Here is a 21534-nt window from a genome sequence, read left to right as displayed (position 1 = left end):
TTTTATAACACTTTTAGCAATTCCTTTGTTTCCTTATTCCTTATTTTTCTTTATTATAGATACGGTAAAAAACTTTACGATATGGAAGCTAGTAAGTATAATATTGCTAATCATATCTGCTTGTATATATTTTATAGACAAATATGATTGGGCTTGGTTAAGATAGATTAGCAATGCTAAATGGTACTTATAAATAAATGGAGAGATAACATGGAGAATAAGAATAAAGAATTAATTAAAAAGCTCATGTTGCTTACATATCTCACATAAAGATATGACACAAAATCCCTTACAGATTCTAAAACACTCTAACAATAATAAACAAATATAGAATCTAATATCACACAAACTAAAATCTTTAATATCTAAAAGTTTTATGCAAGGCTATCATTAAAGCCTTCATATCTATAAATAACATACACTTTATAATCGCTTAGAATCTTTTCGTAAAGAATATAAAAGAGACTATAGAATCTTTTATTTAAAACATAAAACATATAAAACTACATAATTAAATTTGATAGAATAAAAACACAAAAAAAAAGGAATTATAGAATCAAAAATGCCACATTCGCCTAAAGATATATGAAAACTATATCAAAGGTAAATGTGGCGTAATCTATCTTAAGATAGCGGGGGCTTATAGACTAACGCCATAAAGCCCTTTGAAAATTGTTGTTTTAAAAGCTTTTACTATTGTAAAAGTCTTAAAACATTTTGCTGCACTGCGTTAGCTTGAGCCATAGCAAAGCTACCAGATTGAGCCAAGATGTTATGCTTAGAGAATGTCGCAGATTCTTGTGCGAAATCCACATCTCTAATTTGACTTTCAGCCGCTTTAACATTAACTTGCGTGATAGAAATGTTGTTGATTGTAGCAACAAGCTGCATTTGCACAGAACCCATGTCAGCACGGATTTTATCAAGCTGTCTTGTAGCAGATTCTGCCATATCCATAACGACCATCGCACCGCGAAGCGAAGTAACACCTGCGCCGATACCATCTTTATTCTGCACCGCTTGAGCCGCATTTGCGTTTGCACCGCTTGCACTTGCGATATTTGCGTCCATATTACCGCGAACAGAACGCAAATTCACAGTGTATTGTGCGATACCTTGAGCAGAGTGGAAACCAACACTACTAAAGTTTGTCCCAGATACAATAATATCTCTTGCATCTGTCCTAACAAGGCTTATACGACCCACGATAGCGTGATTTGTCCCAGATACTCCAGCAAAGCTACCGCCACCAAGCACCGCACCTGTTTTACCTTCAGCATGCACAGATATAGCACGACCATCAAGACTTCTAAGGTTTAATCTACCTTCGATATCCACATACGCTTCTACACCTGTTCTTTCTTTAATTGAGTTAAAGGCATTAATCAATCTACCATCAGCATCATTTTTACGCACATCATTGATTGTCCCAATAGTTGTGCCATTTACAACTAAGCCATGCACTGTTCCAGATTGCACCGGCACACCACCAGTCCCAAGCACCGTTGCATACGCACGCACACCGAGTGTATCAGAGAATTTGTTGATAGTATCTGCTAATACACCAATACCTGTGCCAGCACTTGTAGAAATGACTGCAGTCTCAAGCTTGTAGTCTTTCTTACCATCAACTTGGCGGAATTTCAATGCTACCTCTTTAAGATTCTTAGCACCAGCACTAGCAAGCATACCAATACCTGTTACAGATGAGCTTTCAAGTCTTACATGTCCGATTTTATCTGAGCTTGTTGGACCGATTGAAGCTTTCACTGTTGTATTAGAATACGCACCGATTTGGAACTCTTTGTTAGAGAAAGCACCAGATAGCATTTGCTGCCCGTTATAGCTTGTTGTATTGGCGATATTATCAAGCTCTTCTAAGAGTCGCACAATATCGTTTTGCAACGCGCGTCTTGATTCAGTAGTTTGCCCATCTTGAGCTGCTTGGATTGCTTTAACCTTTACGGTATCAAGAATCTTTAGCTGCTCATCCATTGCTTTATCCGCAATCTGAATCATACCAATCGCATCATTTGCGTTGCCGATTGCCTGTCCTAATGAACTTGCTTGGCTACGCAAACTATCTGCGATTGACATACCTGAAGCATCATCTGCTGCCTTGTTAATCCTCAAACCAGAGCTTAACTTCTCTAACGAGTTGGCTATTGCCCTATTGTTTTGCACACCGATGGTATGCGCATTGAGTGCCGCGATATTTGTATTTATCCTAAAACTCATGTTTGCATCCTTTGCGAAAAATTTGAATACGCACTCTTTGAAGCAAAAGGTGTTCCTAAAATTATGTAAATAATAAAATTGTGAGATAAATTGAAGTTTTTAGAATCTATTATATTTTTAGACAATATTGACATGTGAGTTCACCATTATTTCAGTAAGTGTGGCTTCGGAGTTATATAATATCGTTTTAATAAAATTCTAAAATCAATGGAAGTCTATGTATAAAACACAGATTATTGCACCTTAATGGCTTAAATATTGCTAAAAGCATAGATACTTGTTACTTTTTTTGCTATAATCCGCTGAAGCAGTAGCAATTATTGCGAAATTCATTTTTTGGAGTTTATTATGGGAAAACGCGTAGAACACGATTTTATAGGCGAACTAGAAATTGCTGATGATGTGTATTATGGAGTGCAAACTTTTAGGGCTTTGCAAAACTTCAACATCACAGGTGATAAGCTTAGTGGCTACCCAAGCTTTATTAAGGCTTTTGCTCAAGTGAAAAAGGCAGCGGCTCTAGCAAATAATGAGCTAAAACTACTTGATGATACAAAAAAAGATGCTATTTGTAAGGCTTGTGATAGGCTTATCGCTGGGGAATTACGCGATCAATTTGTTGTAGATATGATTCAAGGTGGGGCTGGAACTAGCACAAATATGAATACCAATGAAGTGGTAGCAAACCTTGCTTTAGAGATTATGGGGCATAAAAAGGGCGATTATCAGCACTGCCACCCAAACGACCACGTGAATCTCTCTCAATCTACAAACGACTCTTACCCAACAGCTATCCACGTAGCCCTTTATGATGAGTTATCCGCCCTTGCTAAAGATATGGAAGTGCTTAAAAAATCCTTTGAAAATAAATCAAAAGAGTTTAAAGATGTGCTAAAAATGGGACGAACTCAACTTCAAGATGCCGTGCCTATGACTTTAGGGCAAGAGTTTCATACATTTGCGGTGATGATGGGCGAAGATATTGCTAGAGTGCTTGAGGCAAGAAGCCTTGTAACTGAAATCAATATGGGCGGAACAGCGATAGGAACAGGCATAAACTCACACCCTGATTATCCTAAAATTGTCCAAAAAAAGCTTTGCGAAGTTACAGGACACCCTTTCAAAACTGCTGATGATTTGATTGAAGCGACACAAGATACAGGTGCTTATGTGCAAGTAAGCGGTGTGCTAAAAAGAGTAGCGGTAAAACTCTCTAAAGTGTGTAATGACTTGCGACTTTTAAGCTCTGGACCGCGTGCTGGGCTAAATGAGATAAATCTGCCTAAAATGCAGCCCGGAAGCTCCATTATGCCCGGAAAAGTAAATCCGGTGATTCCAGAAGTGGTAAATCAAGTGTGCTATGCGGTTATCGGTAATGATGTAACTGTAAGCTTTGCGAGTGAAGGCGGACAATTGCAACTTAATGTATTTGAGCCAGTGATTGCCTATGGATTGTTTAACTCTATCTCTATGATGAGAAATGCAATGCTTACCCTTGCAAGTAAATGTGTAGATGGAATCACAGCAAATGAAAAGGTATGTAGTGATTTTGTGTATAACAGCATAGGTATCGTTACTGCACTTAATCCTTACATTGGCTATGAAAACTCTGCATCTATTGCTAAAGAATCTTTGCAAACAGGCAAACCGGTGAAAGAAATCGCATTAGAAAGAAAGCTTTTAAGCAAAGAGCAGTTAGATGAGATTTTCCAGCCACAAAATATGCTTAATCCTCATATGAGTGCGGAAGATAAAGCGAAGTTTCAAAAAAATTCGCCATTTGCGTAAGTAGCTTAGGTTAGGTTTAGTGTTTATAGAATCTGGATTCTGCGTTGTCTCTTTGTCGCTTTTAGCGGATTGTTCGCTCAAGGCTCGGTCATTACCTTTAGGTAACTTCCTTCGCCTTTCGCTCCAAAACCGCTAAAATCACTCAAAGATACTTCCGCAGTATTCCTTATTTAGTATCTCTGTGCAAGTTCCAAATCCCTTGTAAGTAATTTACGCTTAAGGCACACCCTTAAGCGTGTTAAAATTAATCGCACGCAGTGCCACCTCTTAAAGCGTCGTAGGGGTGGGGGATTTTTAAGGGGGAGGGAGCGACTTCGCGTGCAGACGAAGTCAAACTCGTTTTACCGCAAATTCAAGCCCCTCCCCCTTAAAAAAGACTTTGGTGCAGATTAACTTAAGAAGCTATGGATTATCACAACTTCCTAACGGAAGTTTCGCAATGACAAGAACTACATTGCACCTAAGACAATGAGCAGAATCTAGATTCTAAGGTTTTTCAATACAAAACAAAGGATTACAATGGAAATGTTAGTGCTTATACTTCAAGTTGCCGTGCTGCTTGGAGCTATTTTTATCGGTATTCGGCTTGGTGGTATGGCGATGGGCTATGCCGGTGGATTTGGTGTCGTTGTGCTTTGTCTATTTTTGGGTATGAAGCCCGGGGCTATTCCTTGGGATGTTATCCTTATCATTATGTCAGTTATTGCGGCGATTGCGGCAATGCAGCTTGCTGGTGGGCTAGACTATATGGTGCAGGTGGCTGAAAAGATTCTAAGAAAGAATCCAAAATATATTAACTACCTTGCCCCCACCGTTACCTACTTTTTGACATTTTTAGCAGGGACTGGACATACTGCGTTTTCTATGATACCTGTGATTGTGGAAGTGGCAAAAGAGCAAAATATTAAGCCCTCCGCCCCCCTTTCAATCGCTGTTGTCTCTAGTCAAATCGCCATTACCGCAAGTCCTGTAAGTGCGGCGGTAGTGTATATGACCGGTGTGCTAGAGCCGCTTGGCTGGAGCTATCCTACCTTGCTTTTAGTGTGGCTTATCACAACTTTTAGTGCGTGTATGCTGACTGCCTTTGTGGTGAGTAAGTTTTTCCCGCTTGATTTGAGTAAAGACCCTGTGTATCAAGAGCGACTAAAGGCTGGGCTTGTGAAATCAACAAATGGTGCAGCACACATTGAGCTAAAACAGGGAGCAAAGCTAAGTGTTGGGATCTTCCTTGCGGGTGTGCTTTGCGTGGTGATTTATGCGACTTCAATATCTGATGTCGTGCGTAAGCCTATGCTAGATTCTGTTAGCAAAAATATCCCGGTTTATGTGGATAATGAGCTAGATTCTATAAAGAAAGAAGCAACTTCACTTTTAGCATTCAAAGATAGCGAACAAGCAAAGCTAGAAAAGCAAAATCTTATCGCACCGCTAGAATCTTTGAAAAAAGCTTATATAGATTCTATCCCTGCCATTAAGGCAAATCCAAATGAAGTGCAGAATCTTCAAAATGCCTTTGCCACTGCAAAAAGCGAGATAGATTCTATTGCTAAAAATGAGCAGAATGAAAAAGCCATTGCATTAATAGAATCTAAGCTAGATTCATTAAGTAATGAGCTAGATTCTATCCTACCCGACTTCGCACAAAAAGATGGAATGTTAGCAAACTTATCAGCAATGGTGAAAAGCTACATTGACCCAGTGCGATTGCCACGCGATGGGGCGATTATGAGCTTTATGCTGATGATTGCGACTTTGATTGTGATTTTCTGCAAGGTAGAAACGGGCAAACTGCTTGATGCAAGCACATTTAAAGCGGGAATGACAGCTTGTGTGTGCGTTTTAGGTGTGGCTTGGCTTGGCAATACTTTTGTTGATGGCTACAAAACAGAGATTGGCGAGTTAGTCGGTAAGCTTGTGGGCGATTATCCCGCACTTTTGGCAGTAGCCCTTTTCTTTGCGAGTATGTTGCTTTACTCACAAGCGGCTACGGCTAAGGCGATTATGCCAGTTGTCATTGCTGCACTCGGTATCACCGCTACAAATGCGGATTCTGCGTATATTTTGGTAGCAAGTTTTGCGGCTGTATCAGCGTTATTTGTGCTTCCTACTTATCCTACGCTACTTGGTGCGGTGCAAATGGACGACACCGGCTCTACACGCATTGGCAAGTTTGTTTTCAATCATAGCTTCATACTTCCGGGTATTATAGCGGTTGTATTTGCGGTGGCTTTAGGCTTTGTTGTTGCACCAATGTTTGCTTAAAACCACCCATTTAATTTAAAGTTTTGGGCTTATTGCGAGATGAGCCTAGCTTAAAAATAGAATCTATTGTTGCGATTCTAAGATACAAAATCTTGTATAAATACGCTTGATTTTATCGCCTACATGTAATGTGAGACACAATGGCTAAGGATACATAATGATTGTAAGGTTAAAGGGAAATATAGAAAAGCTTTTGCCAACAGGTGTAGAGCTAGAAGTCTCTGGCGTTACTTATATGGTTGAGATTTCACTACTTACAAGTGCTGCTTTACAGAATAAAACACATGTAACACTTGAGATTGCTGAGATTATCCGCGAAGATTCCCATTTGTTGTATGGATTTGAGACACGCAGAGAACGAGAGGTATTTTTGCAACTCTTAAAGGTCAATGGTGTAGGCGCAAAAATTGCCTTAATGATTCTATCAAGCTATTCTGTGGAACAGTTTCTTGCTATTGTGCAGACAAATAACCTTGCTGCATTAAAGAGTGTAAAGGGTATTGGTGCAAAGGTTGCTGGAAAAATCATGCTTGAATTAGCTGGATATACTCAAAGCATACAAACCCCAAATAATGTAAATGTGCAATTAGCCCATGAAGCTTTAGTCGCACTAGGCTTTAAAGATACGCAAATCACGCAAGCCCTGCAAGGATTAAGCAATGAGATATTGCAAATGCCGCCAAATGATATGGTAAAAGCCATATTGCAAACATTGGGTAAAAGCTAGATTCTATATTGTAATTCATTTTTTGTAGTATAGAATCTTTATTTATTGTATTTTTGCTAACTTTTTATTGTGTAAAGTTCATATTCCATATTTTGACTTTGTTGTTGAAAATATGAGTCTAGCTTTATTATAGAGTTTTTGTAAGCTATATTCTTGGTTTTACAAAAGTGTTAATGGGCAAAATAACTTCTTGCAATTCCTTTTAAATTCTAAAGAAGATAATTGTTAAGCGTATAGAATCTTGTTGGTTGTGATATTTAGAAGTATTAAAGAAAGCTAGATTCTATATTTAACTTTTTGCAGTATAGAATCCTTGCTTCTATAAAACTCACATTCTATTTGCAAAACATTAACACACATAACGCTTTATTTAAAGTTAGATTCTTAATTTTACAAAATCATATTAAAAGATTAATTTTCTAAAAATTTAGAATCTCATTTTGTGCTATTTAGATTCTAAATAGTTAATCTCTTTTCATATCCGCTAGATTATATAACCACTCAAGCACATCATGTAGCACTTCTTCCTTATTGATTTCTTGGAAAATCTCATGTCGTGCTTCCTTGTATAACTTTAGCGTAACTTCAAAGCCAGAATCCTTTAAAAGTTGTGCCATTTTCTGCACACCCTTACCAAAATCACCACATGAATCACTTGCCCCACTGATGACATAAATAGGTGGTTTTGGCAAATCCTTACTATTTAACGCACTTTTTTCGCAAAGCACTTCTTGCAGCCATAATGTCCCTTTAAAAAGTGCGATAAAGCTATCAAGCGAAAATACAAACTGACACGCCGCATCGGAGCGATACGCCTTAACACTCTCTATATCCCTACTTAGCCATGCAAACTCACCTGTGCTATATTTTGCATTGCTATCCTTTTTCGCAAAAGGTCTATTGAATCCACCAAATGAAAGACTATTAATAAAGTTTTTACCCCATTCTTTTGCACCAATGAAGCGTAAGAATGATGCCATACCAATACCTGTTTTAAGCAATGGATTATACGCAGGTGAGCCAGAGAGAATAAGCCCATCTAACATCTCACCATGCTTTTTGAGATAACCTCGTGCAAGTAATGACCCCATGCTATGCCCAAGCAAAATAAAGCGATGTTGTGGAAACCTAGCGCGAAGAATTTGCGTAAGGCTGTATAAATCATCTATTGCCTTATGGAATCCATCTTTATCATTTGTCGCTTCAATGCCACCCATCTCCCCCCAAACATGCGTAGAAGAAATGCTTTTTCCATGCCCCCTATGATCACTGATTGCCACAACATAGCCATGTCGTGCTAACTGAGTGCAAAGCCAGATATAACGCTCTTTATGCTCTACCATACCATGTGCGATTTGTATAATAGTAGGCTTTGTCGCATGTAGATCCTGTTGTGCTTGACTTTGCTGTGTCTCTTGTGGGAGATAAATATCATAGTAAATATTTAAATTATCACTTTGTGAAGTAAAGCATAAATCTTTTTCTATATTGATATTTTGTGGGATATTGTCTTTTGTTTCCATGTAGATTCCTTAGTCTAATCGCATTTTTGTTATTTTAGAACAGAATCTTACTAAGAGATTCTAAAGATTGAATGAGAAGTTGCTTGTTTTTTAATTTGCTTTGTGAGATATCCTATCATTATGAAATGTTTTAGTCTTTCTCCTTTTTAAAAACCTTTCTTATAGTCCTTTCAATGCCTTTTATGGAATCATAAATATTAAACAAGGGTTTTAGTCTATTATATTTTGCTGGATTTGTGATGCGGAGTTTATGGCGATATTTAAACTTTTTTTAAGGTATGGCTCTATCGCACCCATTTTAGTAATAATATCAAGGGGATCGTGCGAAAAAGCAACTAAAGATTCACAATATGAAGCATAAAATGGTAGAAAATTCTCCCTTATACGCAACTCATTACATGACTTTTTGTCTAAAAACTCAACAAACTCAAAAAACATGAGCAGCATACTGCCTTTTTTGTGGTATTGTCTTGCCATTTCTTTATCGCTAAAGGCTTCATAAATATGTTTTGCGTAATGTGGGACGGGTAGGTTTGGATCGGCATTTGTAATACTATTTTCTCTAATCCTATATAGGTATAACTTGTCTTTTAACACATAAATATTTTCGCTTTGTAGAAACAATAGACAACCAAAATTATGGTCTTCATGTATCACACCCTTAAGAAAATATAATCTTATGTTCTTAAGAAATGCAAAATCAATTAAGCCAGACCATGCAAAATAAAAGCTATTAATTTTTTTCTCTATACAACAATCTAACCATTCCCGACCACTTAGTTTTACATCTTCTTGAAACTTAAAACACTCCTGCATGGTTGCTCCCCACTCCTTATTGCTGTCATTCTCATAAAACGGCAAAAAATCAAACCACACAATATCTACACCATCTGAATGTTTTATGCACTCTTCTATGCAATAAGGTTTCCAATAGTCATCAGAATCTAAAAAGATAATATAATCTATTTGTTGTGGTTGGAGTGTGGAGTTATTGTTGTTTGTGGTGTTTATTGTATGGGTAATGTTTGTATTGTGTATGGATTCTGTATGTTGTGTTGCATGAGTGCTAGCAGTATAGATTTTATAAATATTATATGGGTTTTCATTTGTAATGTTATAGGAATAGAGTGTTACCCCCCCCCCCCCCATTGTTGCTATTTATTCTATTGTTGTAGTTTGTGTTTTGTGTAGAGTTCAGATTTTTGTTATTTTTAGTCATAGGTGAAAAATCTTTATTTGAATCTATTTCAGAATCTAAGTAAAAATTAGATTCCATGTTAGATACTTCACTCAAAGGCTCAGTATGACAAGTTGCTTTCAAATCTGGTTTTACTTTATCTTTATATTGAAGCATGGAATCTATTGTATATGTTGTGCTAGATTCTAAATTTATACTAGAATCTAGTTTTGCTTCATACTTTTCACTAAACCATGCAATACCTACATTTCTAGCTGTGCTTTGCCCACCATTCTCTTTATCTATAAGTATAAACCTAGAATCTTTTGCTACATATTCTTTTGCTATATTTAGACTTTCATTATTATCTGTGCTACCATCATTGACTAAAACAATGCTTAGATTTTTATATGTTTGATTGATTACAGAATCTAGACATTCTCTTAGATACTCTGCTACATTATAGATTGGTATTACAATGCCTACTTTTTTGTTTTGTGGAGATTGTGTTGTTGTAGTGTTATGCCGCATGGTGTTCTCTCGTGTTTATGTATATTTGAGTTTATCTCTCAAATAAACTTGCTATTATAGCAAAAGATATATAGTCATGATTGATTCTAATATCTAAAACTACTGCCTACTTCCGGGTTTATACGCAACGGAATCTTTACAAAGCGGGCAGGTCTTGGCGTCGTAAAGCTCAAAGTCAAAGTCAGCTAATGCAAATAGTGGGATATCTTGGCTCAATTTACACACCTCTTTGCTTTTACCCATAGAATATGTGCCATCTGTTTTTGTGCGTCTGCAAAGCCCACGATTTGCTAATCCAGCGAATGCGACTATAACTCCACCGGCACTTTTTATGCACTCTGCACTCTCCATGGCACTCCCACCGGTTGTAATGATGTCTTCACAGATTAGCACTCTTTCATTCTTAGCGACTTCAAAGCCCCTGCGTAAAGTCATCTTGCCATCAACTCTTTCGGTGAAGATAAATCTCACATCAAGCGCCCTTGCTAACTCATAACCAGCTAAAATGCCACCTAATGCAGGGGAGCATACACAATCTAGCTTAACGCCATAATCTAGAATTTGCTTTGCTAACTCTTTTGCTAGAATCTCGGCTGTCTTTGGATTCTCTAACACTTTAGCAGACTGCAGATAAAACGCACTATGATTGCCACTACTCAGTAAAAAATGCCCCTCAAGCAAGGCATTGTGTTCTTTATAAATAGATTCTATATCTAATGCCATTTTATACCTTCATTACTTCTTCTTCTTTTGTTTTTACCATGTTATCAATCTTTTTAATATGCTCATCTGTGATTTTTTGAATCTCATCAGCACCTTTTTTGCTTTCATCTGTGGTTATTGCCTTGTCTTTTTCAAGCTTTTTAATCGCATTATTAGAATCTTGTCTAATGTTTCTTACCGCAATCTTTGCTTTTTCGCCCATTGCCTTTGCTTGTTTGGCAATGTCTTTTCTTTGGTCTGAAGTCATCGGTGGGAAAAAAAGCTTGATACACTCGCTATCTGCGTTTGGATTAACCCCTATGTTTGCCTCTTGTATTGCCTTTTCTATTTCTTTTAATAAGGGTTTTTCCCATGGATTAATGATAATTGTCGTTGCATCTTGGGCTATCACGCTGCCGACTTGGGCTAATGGTGTAGGTGTGCCATAGTAATCTACGCGGATATTATCGAGGATATTCACACTCACTCTACCGCTACGCAATGTCGCAAAATCTTTCTGCAATGATTGCAAACTTTTTTGCATGTATTCTTTTGTATTATTATAAATATCTTGCAACATTATTTCTCTCCTTGTGTAGTAGCATTAGAATCTGTTGGGGTAGATTCCGTATTGAGTGAAGGCGTGAGTGGTGCTTGTGGTGTAAGGGCTGGTTGTGTGCCTTGTAAAAGCGGACTAGATAAGGGTAGCGTGCTATCTGTTGGTGTTAGCGGTAATGCTTTTGGAATCTCTACGCCATCAAGCACACTCGAACTACGACTTGATTTTGTATTATAGAGATACCCCAAAGCGATGGTGTTTATAATGAAAAGCAAACCTAAAAACATTGTGATTTTTGCCATGAAGTTAGCTGGACCTTTTGCACCAAAAAGGCTTTCATTACTCCCACTATATGCACCTAAACCTATGCTAGAACTCTTTTGTAATAACACAGCTATAACAATAGCAATGGTTAATATCACTTGAAAGACAATCAAAACACTTGTCATAAAAACTCCCTAAAAAATGAAAAAGATTCTAAACTCATATTAAAGCCATAAAAATATAAAAGCCGACATTATAGCAAAAAATGCTAAATAGCGTATAATTTGGGCGAAAAGTAATGAGTGCGAACACTAAAAATACAATATTATTTAAACGCTATAATTATTTCTTAGGGATAGTATGAAAAGTGCGTGCATGGCAAAAATATGTTTGAAAGATTCTAAAGACTTGTGGCGTATTCTCTAGCAATGCGTTATCAATTTGTATATAGTTTGGTGAAAGGGCGATTGTATGGCGTTTTATGCCTTTCTCTAAAAAAGCCATAACCATAAGAATGCCATCTAGATTATATGCGTTTGGATTGTGGATATTTAGATTTTTGGAATCTAAGTTTTGTGAATTCAAACTTTGAGTGTTTAATCCCTGAGAATTAAGCACAAATTGCTTTTGTGCTTCCTTATTTGCAGGCTTTAGCACGAGATTTTGTAATCGCAAAAGATTGTCTTTATATTGTGTGGTGGTGAGTTCTAATTGTATGCCAAGATTCTCTACCTCATCGCTATGCAGTCTATTTTGCATAGCGATTTGCTGTGGGATACATGCTGTGTTTAGTTGCATGTTTTTTTGTATCACTTCATGTATGAGATTGCGTAAAATCATATTTTGGGGTTTGGAATCTATGCTAGATTGTGATATGTCTATGCGTGGTATATCAATATGCGGCAGGGTGGGGTTTTTTGGCGTATTTATGGTTGGGGCTTGTGGCACATTTAATTGATTTGCAAATAATTGATTAGATAGTAACAGATAAGGGAGTATAAAATATAAAACTTTCATAATCTTTTCCTTGCAATATTACGCTATTTTAATATGTGAATATTTTAGAATCTTAGCAAGAATATCAAAAAAGGTATTATCAATGGCTGTGAGACTCTCAATCTCATAAAGCGATAATATAAGATTCTCACTTCCCTTTATGCGTAGTGATAGACTTTGATTTGGCGTTGTAGCGATTGCGATGAGTTTATGTAGGACTTTTGTTAAACCCTGCTGTTCTTGTTTTGAAAGATTTGCTTGTTTATTAATCGCATTTAGAATCTCAAAAGATTTTTGCAAAAACGCTAAATAATCCTTGGTTAATATAGAATCTTGCATAATGCGATAATCTCTATCATCTTGTGGAGTTGTGCTAGTAGCGATATGCTGCTCTCTTTTATAAAGGTCAAATAGAATCTCATTTAAATTTGTGCTTTTTATCCATATTGTTGCATTATTGATGGCTATTTTATAGTCTTTCTGCCATGCTTCATCATCTTGGTGTTGCAAGGGTTGTCTAAATCGCTCATGTTCTAAAAGATGTGCTTCAAGTAGGCTATTTGCAGTATTATACATGGGGTGCGTGGTAATAAAATTTGCATGTGCTACAATGTGATATGCACTAGATTGCATGGTGCATTCTGTTGTGGCTTTTTTGCTTTTTTTGGGTTTATCTTGTGTGAATTTGGACTTTTCAATACAGAGTATTGAATCTGGTATAAGTGCAGTGAGATTATAGCCCTCAAAGTTAAGATTTTGTGTGTGAAACTCAAAATAGCGGTGTTTTAGCAATGTATCTTCTTGTAATTCAAGTATATATTGAAATTTTTTTGCTACTACGCCATCTATCCATTCTACATTTTCTACATTACATACGACTTTATATTCTTCGTTTTTACACTCTATATCTGGCGATATTTCATAGGTTTGTACTTGTGCGTATTGAGTAAGAGTGATAGCTAAACACGCCTTAATGCTAAACACACAAAGCAATATTACATGGCATAATCTCATACAAACCTTTCAAACACTAGTCCCAAGTTGAATCAAGTTGAATAAATCTTTAATTTTCATTAAACCTTTAGCATTGAAATATTAGCACAAAAAGAAGTAAAAGACTATTACTAGCAAGAGAAACTTACCTTAGCACATATTTAATTTTAAGCTTTTCTTTTTAATCCCATTACATATAGTATTTATTTAGAATCTAAATTTAATGCTACAATGCTATAAAAAACAGAGAGTTTCACACATGCAACCATTACAAAGTTATCTACTACAAGGGGCTACTAGCTATTTAGAATTTTTAGAGCAAACAAATCAAGGCATAGAAGAAATACATATACTTCGTATCCGCATGGAAAAGCATGATACGCTATTGCTAGAACTAGATCGTATGCTATTTGGCACAGATTATTTACAAGTCTATATACAAGATTTTATAATCGATATAGACTCATTTGAAGAAAAAAGCTTTAATGAGCCGACTAAAACATTGAGATTAAAATTTTCAGATTCACTGCTTACAACCTTACTTGATGAAACTACACAAAATAATAAAGAAGTAAAGTTAAGTAAAGATTCTATAATATCTTATTTGCTTGGTGATAATTATAAAAAAGAAGTGCCAAAACATTTGCGAATTTTTAATGATTTAAAATTTCTTGTAAAAAATATACGAGATTTTCTCAATAAAGATTCACTAAAACTAGCCTTGCCAACAACAAAGCCAATAGAGTTAAAAATCACGCTAGATTCTCACATAAGCAAAGAGCAACAAGAGGCAATCAAAGGCATTTTCACTCACCCTATAAGCTATGTTTGGGGGATTAGCGGGAGTGGTAAAACGCAAGTTGTGCTTTTTAACTGCTTATTAAATCTTATCACACAAAATAAAAAGACATTAATCCTTGCCCCGACAAATACCGCATTAGAGCAAATCTTTATCGCCCTTATCACACAAGGCGATAGAAAAGGTTTGCCGCGATATAAATTCCTGCGTTTAGGTATGCCAAGCAGTGATTTTTTACAAAATTTCCCTGATGTGTGTTTGCAAGTTGATGAAAAAGATTCTAAAGAAGAGTTAGAATCTAATAATGAATTACAAAGTCTATTTAAGCCACAAACACTAAAAGAAAGACTGCAAGAATGCCTTGTTATAGGCGTTACACTCGATAGCTTTGTGAAGCGTTATGCCCAGCTTTGTGAGTTAGAGTTTTCACATATTTTCCTTGATGAATGTGCCTTTTCACCACTTATAAAGCTTATCGCCCCACTTACACTTAATACGCCAATAACCCTTTTAGGCGATCATAAGCAATTAATGCCAATCTGCCACATGCAAGTTCTGACATTCAAACCAAACACTTTGAAGTGTGCGTATGGAGTTTAAACACACTCTTTTTAGAAATGCTTTTTAATAATCATGCGATACTACACGCACAGCATAATTATGATGATATTACATTTAACTCTATCGCCCATTATAAGCTTACAACTACGCACCGCTATGGCAATAATCTAGCCCATGTGCTAGATAGACATGTCTATCATAATGGCTTAAATGGCAAAGGTTTGCCAACAGAGATTTACTATATCGATAGCACAAGCTTTGGACCAAGCTATGAGTATAACGCACAAAATAATCGTAATGAAAGTATGGGCGAGGCAAATGCAATTACTGCATTAACCCAAATACTTATAGATGAATATGCGATTTTAACGCCATTTAGAGACCAGCAAAAGCTTTTAATCTCAAAGCGTATCCCTAAACATAGCATTTTTACAATCCATAAATCACAAGGAAAAGAGTTTGATACTATCATTTTTTCACCAGTGAAATTTAGCAAATATATGACAGATTCTTATAATAAAGCCGCATTATTCGCACTCAATGTAGCAGTTAGCAGATTAAAAAAGAAGCTTATTATCGTATGTGATTATTCCTCTTGGATACGCAGACAAGGGCAGTTTATCACTGCTTTACTACAAAATGCAAGGCCTTATCCACTCTCACATAGACAGCCCATAAAGCCTAGTGAATTGCCGTTTTAAGATATAGAGTCTTATATGCAACATTGAAGCAATACGCATATAGAATCTTTTAGATTACTTTTAAGATTCTATATTTCTTATGCGGAGTTTAAACGCAAAAATATGTTCTTAGAAATTGCAACTTTGGGGTAAATGCAGGTTGAGATACAAAAGGGAATCTAGAAACCAACATGATAATCCGTCATGCTAGCGAAGCCAAAACATCTAACACTAGAGAATCTAAATTTAAGCGACTTGGAATCTCATTTGTGTAAAATCTAAAAATCTAATAAAATTTAGATTCTAATATTTATCTTGCATGAAATTATTGTATTGCATAGTAATGCAGAGTGATTTCATCATTTGCTTTTCCTGTAAGCATACACGCATTATAGGTGTGATTGCTTTGTGTTTTTAATGTGTGTTTTTTGCATATATTGTGCTTTAGGTTGTAAAAAAGTGTTTCATTTGCTTTATAAAGATTCTGCATATCATGTGTGTTTAATTGCTTTGTGATTGTATTTTGGGCTTGTAAAAGCAAAATGAAAGCAAATGATAGGATAAGTAGAGAGAAAGCAATATCGATGCTTAAAAAGCCGCTTTTATGATTTTGTCTCATTTAGAATTTTAACTGCAATAAAGCCACAGCGATAACTACCAAAACAATGCCAACATAACCAATAGGTTTTAGCTTTTGCTTGAAAAAGTAGTAAGCCCCAGCAACACTGCCCAAAATCCCAATAGCCCCCCAAAGCGTATAGGCAATAGGCAAAGACATGCCATTATCAACAACAACAGCGAGTAGTAAAAATGCAGAACCAACAAGCACTAAGGCAAGTATCCCCCACCATATCTTGCGGAATCCATCGGATTTTTGCAATGCAAGATTTGCAAAAATATCAAGCACACCAGAGAGTATTATTAAGACAAAATTCATGATTAAAGTTCCATAGTTTCGAAGTATTCATGCAATCATAGCAAAAATTTAGCGAAGTTACAATATGCCGTGTCTTGCTATTTTTAAGTGGTTTTATGCTGATACTAGATTTATAGCAATATGTAGAATAGATTCTGTGTTGCGTGTAAATGCATGTAGTTATTATGAGGCGACTTAGCCTTAAAGATTCTTTTAATAACATGATTGTTATTAAAAGGCGATAATCTTAAGGAATCTAACTAGGTAAGTTTTAGATTAAAAAGTTGGCTTTGGCGTTTTAGAGCTTGCCACAGGCAACACAGGATAGATAACTTCTGGCATTTTACCATCTAGGGCTTTAAAGAATGTAGCAATAGATTCTATCTCTTTTTGACTTAAATCTATGCCTAATTGAATCTTACCCATTTCCTTAATCGCATCTTTAATATCCCAATATTGTCCGTTATGAAAATATGGTGCAGTTTGCATTACATTTCTTAATGTTGGGGTTTTTACTAAACCATCTTCATTACCTTTAAAATCACCGATATTTGCATATTGATACTGCCCAGTAATGCCAAATGCCTGCATATTTCCACCAAGATTTATGCCATTATGACATGAGGTGCAACCTTTATCGATAAATAGATTCAGCCCTTCTTTTTCTTGTTTTGTAAGGGCATTTGTATCCCCTCTTAAGAAAGAATCATATCGGCTTGGTGTTGTAAGCGTAAATTCATATAATGCGATTGTATCTGCGATGAGTTTAAAGTCTATTTTCACATTTTTTCCATACGCTTTTTTAAACTCATTTACATATTCTGGTATTGAAGTGATTTTTTCTTCAACAAGCTTTGGTTGTGCTGCCATTTCTACTGGATTTTGGATTGGTCCTTGTGCTTGATCGCCTAAATGTGCTGATCTACCATCCCAAAACTGCACATCATTGAATACAGAGTTAAGCACGGTTGGGCTATTGAGATTATGCGGATTTGCACTCCATTTATGCCCGATAGCTGCTGACACGACATCAGCACCAGCAAGTCCTAAGTTATGGCAAGTATTACACGAGATAAGGTTTGAGCTTGATAATCGTGGGTCAAAATATAGCTTTTTACCTAATTCAATTTGATCTTTTGTAAGCAAGGGGCTATAACCTTTTGCAACACCGGTTTCTTTTATCTTTTGTTGTTGAAAGGCTGCTAGTTCTTTACCTGTTGGCATTGGATCTAAACTAGAATCTTTTGCCTTTTGCAATAGTTCTTTATCGCTTGGGATAGCACTTGCTGCAAAGGCTATGGCTAGAGTTACCGCCCCAGCAATTACGATGTTTAGTCCAAGTTTATTGTAAGTCGTCATTATCATTCCTTTAAAATAGAGTTAAAATCTCCATTATAACATTTTAAAGGAAAGTTTAGGTGATAATGCAATATGCAAATGTGTAAAATAGTATTTTTATATGGAATATTATTGCGTATAGACATGAAATCGCACAAGCTTTAACAATATTTCATATAATTACAATCTTAATGGTAATTTTCAAATTTGTTATTTTATAAAGTTTATTTATGCAAGCATACTCTGTTGTATTTCAATATTATATAGGCTATTTGATAGTTATGATTTATCGGTATATTTTACGCATAAGTTTTATTATTATCCCTTTTATATGTTTTTATTGTATAGGTTGCGTAAAGCTTCCTAAGGAGAGTGATTTAGCAATCAAAACGCATACACCGCGAGTGTTTGCAAATAAGGATTTACTAGAAAGTATCGCTACGACTAAAGATAATGAATACAAGGACTTTAAAAGCACATTTTTTATGCTATTTGATGATTCTGTATTAAACGAACTTGCAAATCACGCCTTGCAAAAAAATACAAATATAAAAACCTTAGAATCAAATATTAAACAAGCAAGAGCCACTGCAAAAATAAACACTTGGAATCTTTTCCCTAAAGCAAATGCTGGGCTAAACTACAATTATAGCGACAATAACTACAAGCAGATTCAGACAAATATCACGCAAAACACGACAAATATGAACCTATCTTTTAGCTGGGAGATCGATCTCTTTGGCAAATTAAACGCATTGAGACTCTCTAGCAAGCAACAGATTCTGCAGTCAATATATAATCTACAAGCCGCACAAGTTATTTTGCTAGGCGATATTGCAAACTACTACTTTATCATAAGGCAAACGAGAGAAGCTATTATACTTAATAAACAAATTACACAAAATCTTGAAGAAATCTACAAACTCACAGAGAAAAAATACCATCTAGGGCTTGTGGGGCTTGATAGCGTAGCAACGACAAAGAGTAACTATCTCACGCAAAAAAATACAACCTTATCGCTTGAATACACGCTAGAGCAAAATAAAAATGCCTTGCTTGTATTGCTTAATGCCAATACACTTAACTTTGATATAAACACAGATGATTATACCTTTAAAACCCCGCAAATCCCGCATGTAGATTCCATGCCAACAAATGTTTTATTTAATCGCCCCGATGTGCGTGCAAGCGTATTTGCACTCAATAGCTCTCTGTATCAACGCTATAATAAAAAAATGGCATTATTACCAAGTGTGAATCTAAGTGGGAATCTAGGGCAGATTCTATTCTCACCACAGCTTGGTATCGGCGATATGGTGTGGCAGATGGCAGGCTCACTTGCAGCCCCTCTTCTTAATCGTCAAACACTCACACAAGACTACATTATCGCAAGAGAGAATACAAAACAAGCCTTTTACTCCTTGCAAAATACACTTAATACTGCCCTAGCAGAAATAGAAAATGCAGCAAAATATGTATTCATCACACAAGAGACACTAAAGCACACACAAGAAAACTACAATATACATAAAGATACGCTAAATATTATGGAATCTCGCTATCAAAAAAACCTTATAGATTCTATCTCAAGGCTTGAATATGAGAATAACTATCTGCGTGCAAAAAACACCCTTGCAAGTGCAAATCTAAGCAAAAATCAAGCAGTAATAGCCCTTTATAAAGCCTTTGGCGGCGACTTTGCTCCAAATGAATTAAAAGATGGAATCTTACAAGCCGCACAGATTCCAAAGCTAGATAAAACACAAGAAGATACTAGCAACCCAGCAAATGATCTATAAATAAGAAAAGGAAAAATATGCCAAGCACAAAAGAAATATATGATACTATCACGCCAAAGGTAGCAAAAAAGAAGTTTGTTATACTCGCTATTATTGCGATATTGCTACTTGCCATTATCCTTTTTTATCTCTTTTTGCATGATTCTAAAAACATTACTTATACCACTATAAAGCCTATAAAGGGCGATATTACACAAAGTGTGTCAGCCACAGGCACACTCTCGCCAACAAATGAAGTAGAAATAGGCAGTCAAATCTCTGGCACAATTTATAAGCTATATGTAGATGTAAATGACTCTGTGCGGAAAAATCAGATTCTAGCAGAAATCAATCCAAATAAACTCAATCAAACAAAAGAAGGCTATGAAGCCCAACTCCAATCAGCCCTAGCCAATCTTGAAGCCTCAAAAGTAGCAATGGAACAAAAAAAATGGAATTACGAACAACAGCAGCAACTCTATGAAGCAACAGAGGGCAAAACACCCTCAAAGCTTGAAGTACAAAATGCAAAAATGGACTATCTCTCCGCAAAAGCTGATATAAAAATCAAACAAGCAAGCATAGCCCAAATCCAAACCAATCTAAAATCCGCAAAAATAGATCTCCAAAATGCGATTATAAAAAGCCCAATAGATGGCATTATCCTAGAGCGGAGTATAAGCTTAGGGCAGACCGTTGCCGCAAGCTTTCAAACGCCAACACTTTTTAAACTCGCACAGAATCTAAAGGAAATGAATCTAGTCGTAAATATTTCAGAATCTGATATAGGCAAGGTGCAGTCAGACCAAGAAGTAAGCTTTAGTGTCGATGCCTATCCTAACCAGACATTTAAAGCAAAGGTAGATAGAGTAAATTTTGCCGCTACAACGACAGATAATATCACAAGCTATGAGACAACAATCTATGTAAATAATGAAAATTTACTTTTAAAACCGGGCATGAACGCCACCGCTTTCATACAAGTAGCAAATGAAAAGGATACGCTTTTAGTCCCAGTCGCAGCGATATTTTATAATCCACAAGCACAACAAGCCAAGCCAGATTCTAAAAAATCCTCAAACCCAATCATGTTTTCACCCCCAAGACGACAAAAACAAGCAGGTCCCACCACAAATACAAACAACACAAAGCAAGGCACAATATGGATACTAGAAGACGGAATCCCAAAGTCTATACCGATAAATATAGGCATTTCGGATTCTAAAATGGTAGCAATCAGCGGCGAAAATCTTAGCACTGATACAGAGATTATTGTAGAATCACACTAGATTTCTAAGATTGTGGAATCTTTTTGTTTTGTGTCCTGCTTTTTTGCATGTTTGTTTTTATTTTTTTGCACCCTAAACCCTGCAGTCACCCAAAGTGGTATAGATTCTAAAAGGGCAAAATAAACACGCTTTAGATTCTATATGCAGAATCTAAAAATCCCACGCAGGCAATGCTTACGCAAATATTGTATAATTTTGCCTTTTAATACTCACAAAGAAAGGCTAAAATGTTCTCTCTCTCATCTCGCCGCTATACAGGAGCTAAAACAAAGCTTTTAGATTCTATTGATACAAGCATTTTAAAAAGCTTTGATTATAGAGATAAGAAAAATCTTAGCTTTTTTGATGTGTTTAGTGGCACAGGGGTTGTGAGTGAGTATTTTGCTAAAAAGAAAGAGTTTAGCAATATTATC

General features: G+C 36.2%; 18 protein-coding genes and 2 pseudogenes. 8 read left to right on the top strand and 12 right to left on the bottom strand.

From position 1 onward, the window contains the following. Nucleotides 1-693: 693 nt before the first annotated feature. The gene (locus tag T368_RS0107880; protein ID WP_004086178.1) at nt 694-2238 is read right to left on the bottom strand and encodes a flagellin A; all 1545 of its coding nucleotides are present in this window, start codon (nt 2236-2238) and stop codon (nt 694-696) included. A gap of 348 nt (nt 2239-2586) precedes the next feature. Between T368_RS0107880 and aspA the strand changes: the two genes are divergently transcribed. The 3 genes from aspA (at nt 2587) to ruvA (ending at nt 7015) form a co-directional block, all read left to right on the top strand. After that, nucleotides 2587-4026 carry an aspartate ammonia-lyase gene (gene aspA, locus T368_RS0107875; protein WP_004086176.1) on the top strand — a complete coding sequence of 480 codons (1440 nt, stop codon included), beginning with the start codon at nt 2587-2589 and terminating at the stop codon, nt 4024-4026. 519 nt (nt 4027-4545) lie between these two features. Then, nucleotides 4546-6288 carry an anaerobic C4-dicarboxylate transporter gene (locus T368_RS17400; protein ID WP_027338412.1) on the top strand — a complete coding sequence of 581 codons (1743 nt, stop codon included), beginning with the start codon at nt 4546-4548 and terminating at the stop codon, nt 6286-6288. A 157-nt stretch (nt 6289-6445) separates the two neighbouring features. Continuing rightward, nucleotides 6446-7015 (top strand): Holliday junction branch migration protein RuvA, encoded by a 570-nt coding sequence (gene ruvA, locus T368_RS0107865; protein ID WP_004086172.1) that lies wholly within the window; start codon nt 6446-6448, stop codon nt 7013-7015. Nucleotides 7016-7479: 464 nt separating this feature from the next. On the opposite strand, the gene T368_RS0107860 is transcribed toward ruvA, so the two are convergent. The 8 genes and pseudogenes from T368_RS0107860 to T368_RS0107825 form a co-directional block, all read right to left on the bottom strand. Beyond that, entirely contained in the window at nt 7480-8538 is a 1059-nt protein-coding gene (locus tag T368_RS0107860; protein ID WP_004086170.1) for an alpha/beta fold hydrolase, read from the bottom strand. Nucleotides 8539-8748: 210 nt separating this feature from the next. Further along, nucleotides 8749-9687, bottom strand: a complete 939-nt coding sequence (locus T368_RS14575) for a glycosyltransferase (protein ID WP_004086168.1) — start codon at nt 9685-9687, stop codon at nt 8749-8751. Nucleotides 9688-9952: 265 nt separating this feature from the next. After that, nucleotides 9953-10246: pseudogene (locus T368_RS15525) on the bottom strand (glycosyltransferase family 2 protein); the annotation flags it as partial. Between the two features lie 99 nt (nt 10247-10345). Continuing rightward, nucleotides 10346-10969, bottom strand: a complete 624-nt coding sequence (gene pyrE / locus T368_RS0107845) for an orotate phosphoribosyltransferase (protein ID WP_004086165.1) — start codon at nt 10967-10969, stop codon at nt 10346-10348. A gap of 1 nt (nt 10970) precedes the next feature. Continuing rightward, complete coding sequence (gene frr, locus T368_RS0107840) at nt 10971-11528, bottom strand: ribosome recycling factor (protein WP_004086164.1); 558 nt, start codon at nt 11526-11528, stop codon at nt 10971-10973. Between the two features lie 20 nt (nt 11529-11548). Beyond that, a pseudogene (gene secG / locus T368_RS17395) lies at nt 11549-11956 on the bottom strand (preprotein translocase subunit SecG); the annotation flags it as partial. A 157-nt stretch (nt 11957-12113) separates the two neighbouring features. After that, nucleotides 12114-12788, bottom strand: a complete 675-nt coding sequence (locus T368_RS0107830; RefSeq protein WP_004086160.1) for a hypothetical protein — start codon at nt 12786-12788, stop codon at nt 12114-12116. Nucleotides 12789-12806: 18 nt separating this feature from the next. Further along, nucleotides 12807-13781, bottom strand: coding sequence for a hypothetical protein (locus T368_RS0107825; protein ID WP_027338411.1), 975 nt, complete (start codon nt 13779-13781; stop codon nt 12807-12809). Nucleotides 13782-14019: 238 nt separating this feature from the next. Here T368_RS0107825 and T368_RS13590 point away from each other — a divergent pair, with 238 nt between their 5' ends. Both T368_RS13590 and T368_RS14570 read left to right on the top strand, forming a co-directional pair. Further along, the gene (locus T368_RS13590; RefSeq protein WP_004086158.1) at nt 14020-15159 is read left to right on the top strand and encodes an AAA domain-containing protein; all 1140 of its coding nucleotides are present in this window, start codon (nt 14020-14022) and stop codon (nt 15157-15159) included. Then, nucleotides 15141-15821: an AAA domain-containing protein gene (locus T368_RS14570; RefSeq protein WP_138160735.1), complete on the top strand. Its 681-nt coding sequence runs from the start codon at nt 15141-15143 to the stop codon at nt 15819-15821. Before T368_RS13590 ends, T368_RS14570 begins: the two co-directional genes overlap by 19 nt. A gap of 304 nt (nt 15822-16125) precedes the next feature. Here the strand turns inward: T368_RS14570 and T368_RS0107815 are convergent, their stop codons facing one another. From T368_RS0107815 to T368_RS0107805, 3 genes are all read right to left on the bottom strand, one after another. Beyond that, the gene (locus tag T368_RS0107815) at nt 16126-16419 is read right to left on the bottom strand and encodes a hypothetical protein (RefSeq protein WP_004086154.1); all 294 of its coding nucleotides are present in this window, start codon (nt 16417-16419) and stop codon (nt 16126-16128) included. Further along, nucleotides 16420-16737 (bottom strand): SMR family transporter, encoded by a 318-nt coding sequence (locus T368_RS0107810; protein WP_004086153.1) that lies wholly within the window; start codon nt 16735-16737, stop codon nt 16420-16422. 255 nt (nt 16738-16992) lie between these two features. Next, complete coding sequence (locus T368_RS0107805; protein ID WP_004086152.1) at nt 16993-18075, bottom strand: cytochrome-c peroxidase; 1083 nt, start codon at nt 18073-18075, stop codon at nt 16993-16995. A gap of 209 nt (nt 18076-18284) precedes the next feature. Here T368_RS0107805 and T368_RS0107800 point away from each other — a divergent pair, with 209 nt between their 5' ends. From T368_RS0107800 to T368_RS0107790, 3 genes are all read left to right on the top strand, one after another. Then, complete coding sequence (locus T368_RS0107800) at nt 18285-19853, top strand: TolC family protein (RefSeq protein WP_004086151.1); 1569 nt, start codon at nt 18285-18287, stop codon at nt 19851-19853. A 17-nt stretch (nt 19854-19870) separates the two neighbouring features. Further along, nucleotides 19871-21121, top strand: a complete 1251-nt coding sequence (locus T368_RS0107795) for an efflux RND transporter periplasmic adaptor subunit (protein WP_004086148.1) — start codon at nt 19871-19873, stop codon at nt 21119-21121. A 227-nt stretch (nt 21122-21348) separates the two neighbouring features. Beyond that, a partial coding sequence (locus tag T368_RS0107790; RefSeq protein WP_027338409.1) for a DNA adenine methylase occupies nt 21349-21534 on the top strand: 186 nt, incomplete at its 3' end.

It is taken from the genome of Helicobacter bilis ATCC 51630, assembly GCF_000686565.1.
Taxonomy (GTDB): domain Bacteria; phylum Campylobacterota; class Campylobacteria; order Campylobacterales; family Helicobacteraceae; genus Helicobacter_A; species Helicobacter_A bilis.
The sequence above is the reverse complement of the archived record's forward strand: the minus strand, read 5'-3'. Positions and strand labels throughout refer to the sequence as shown.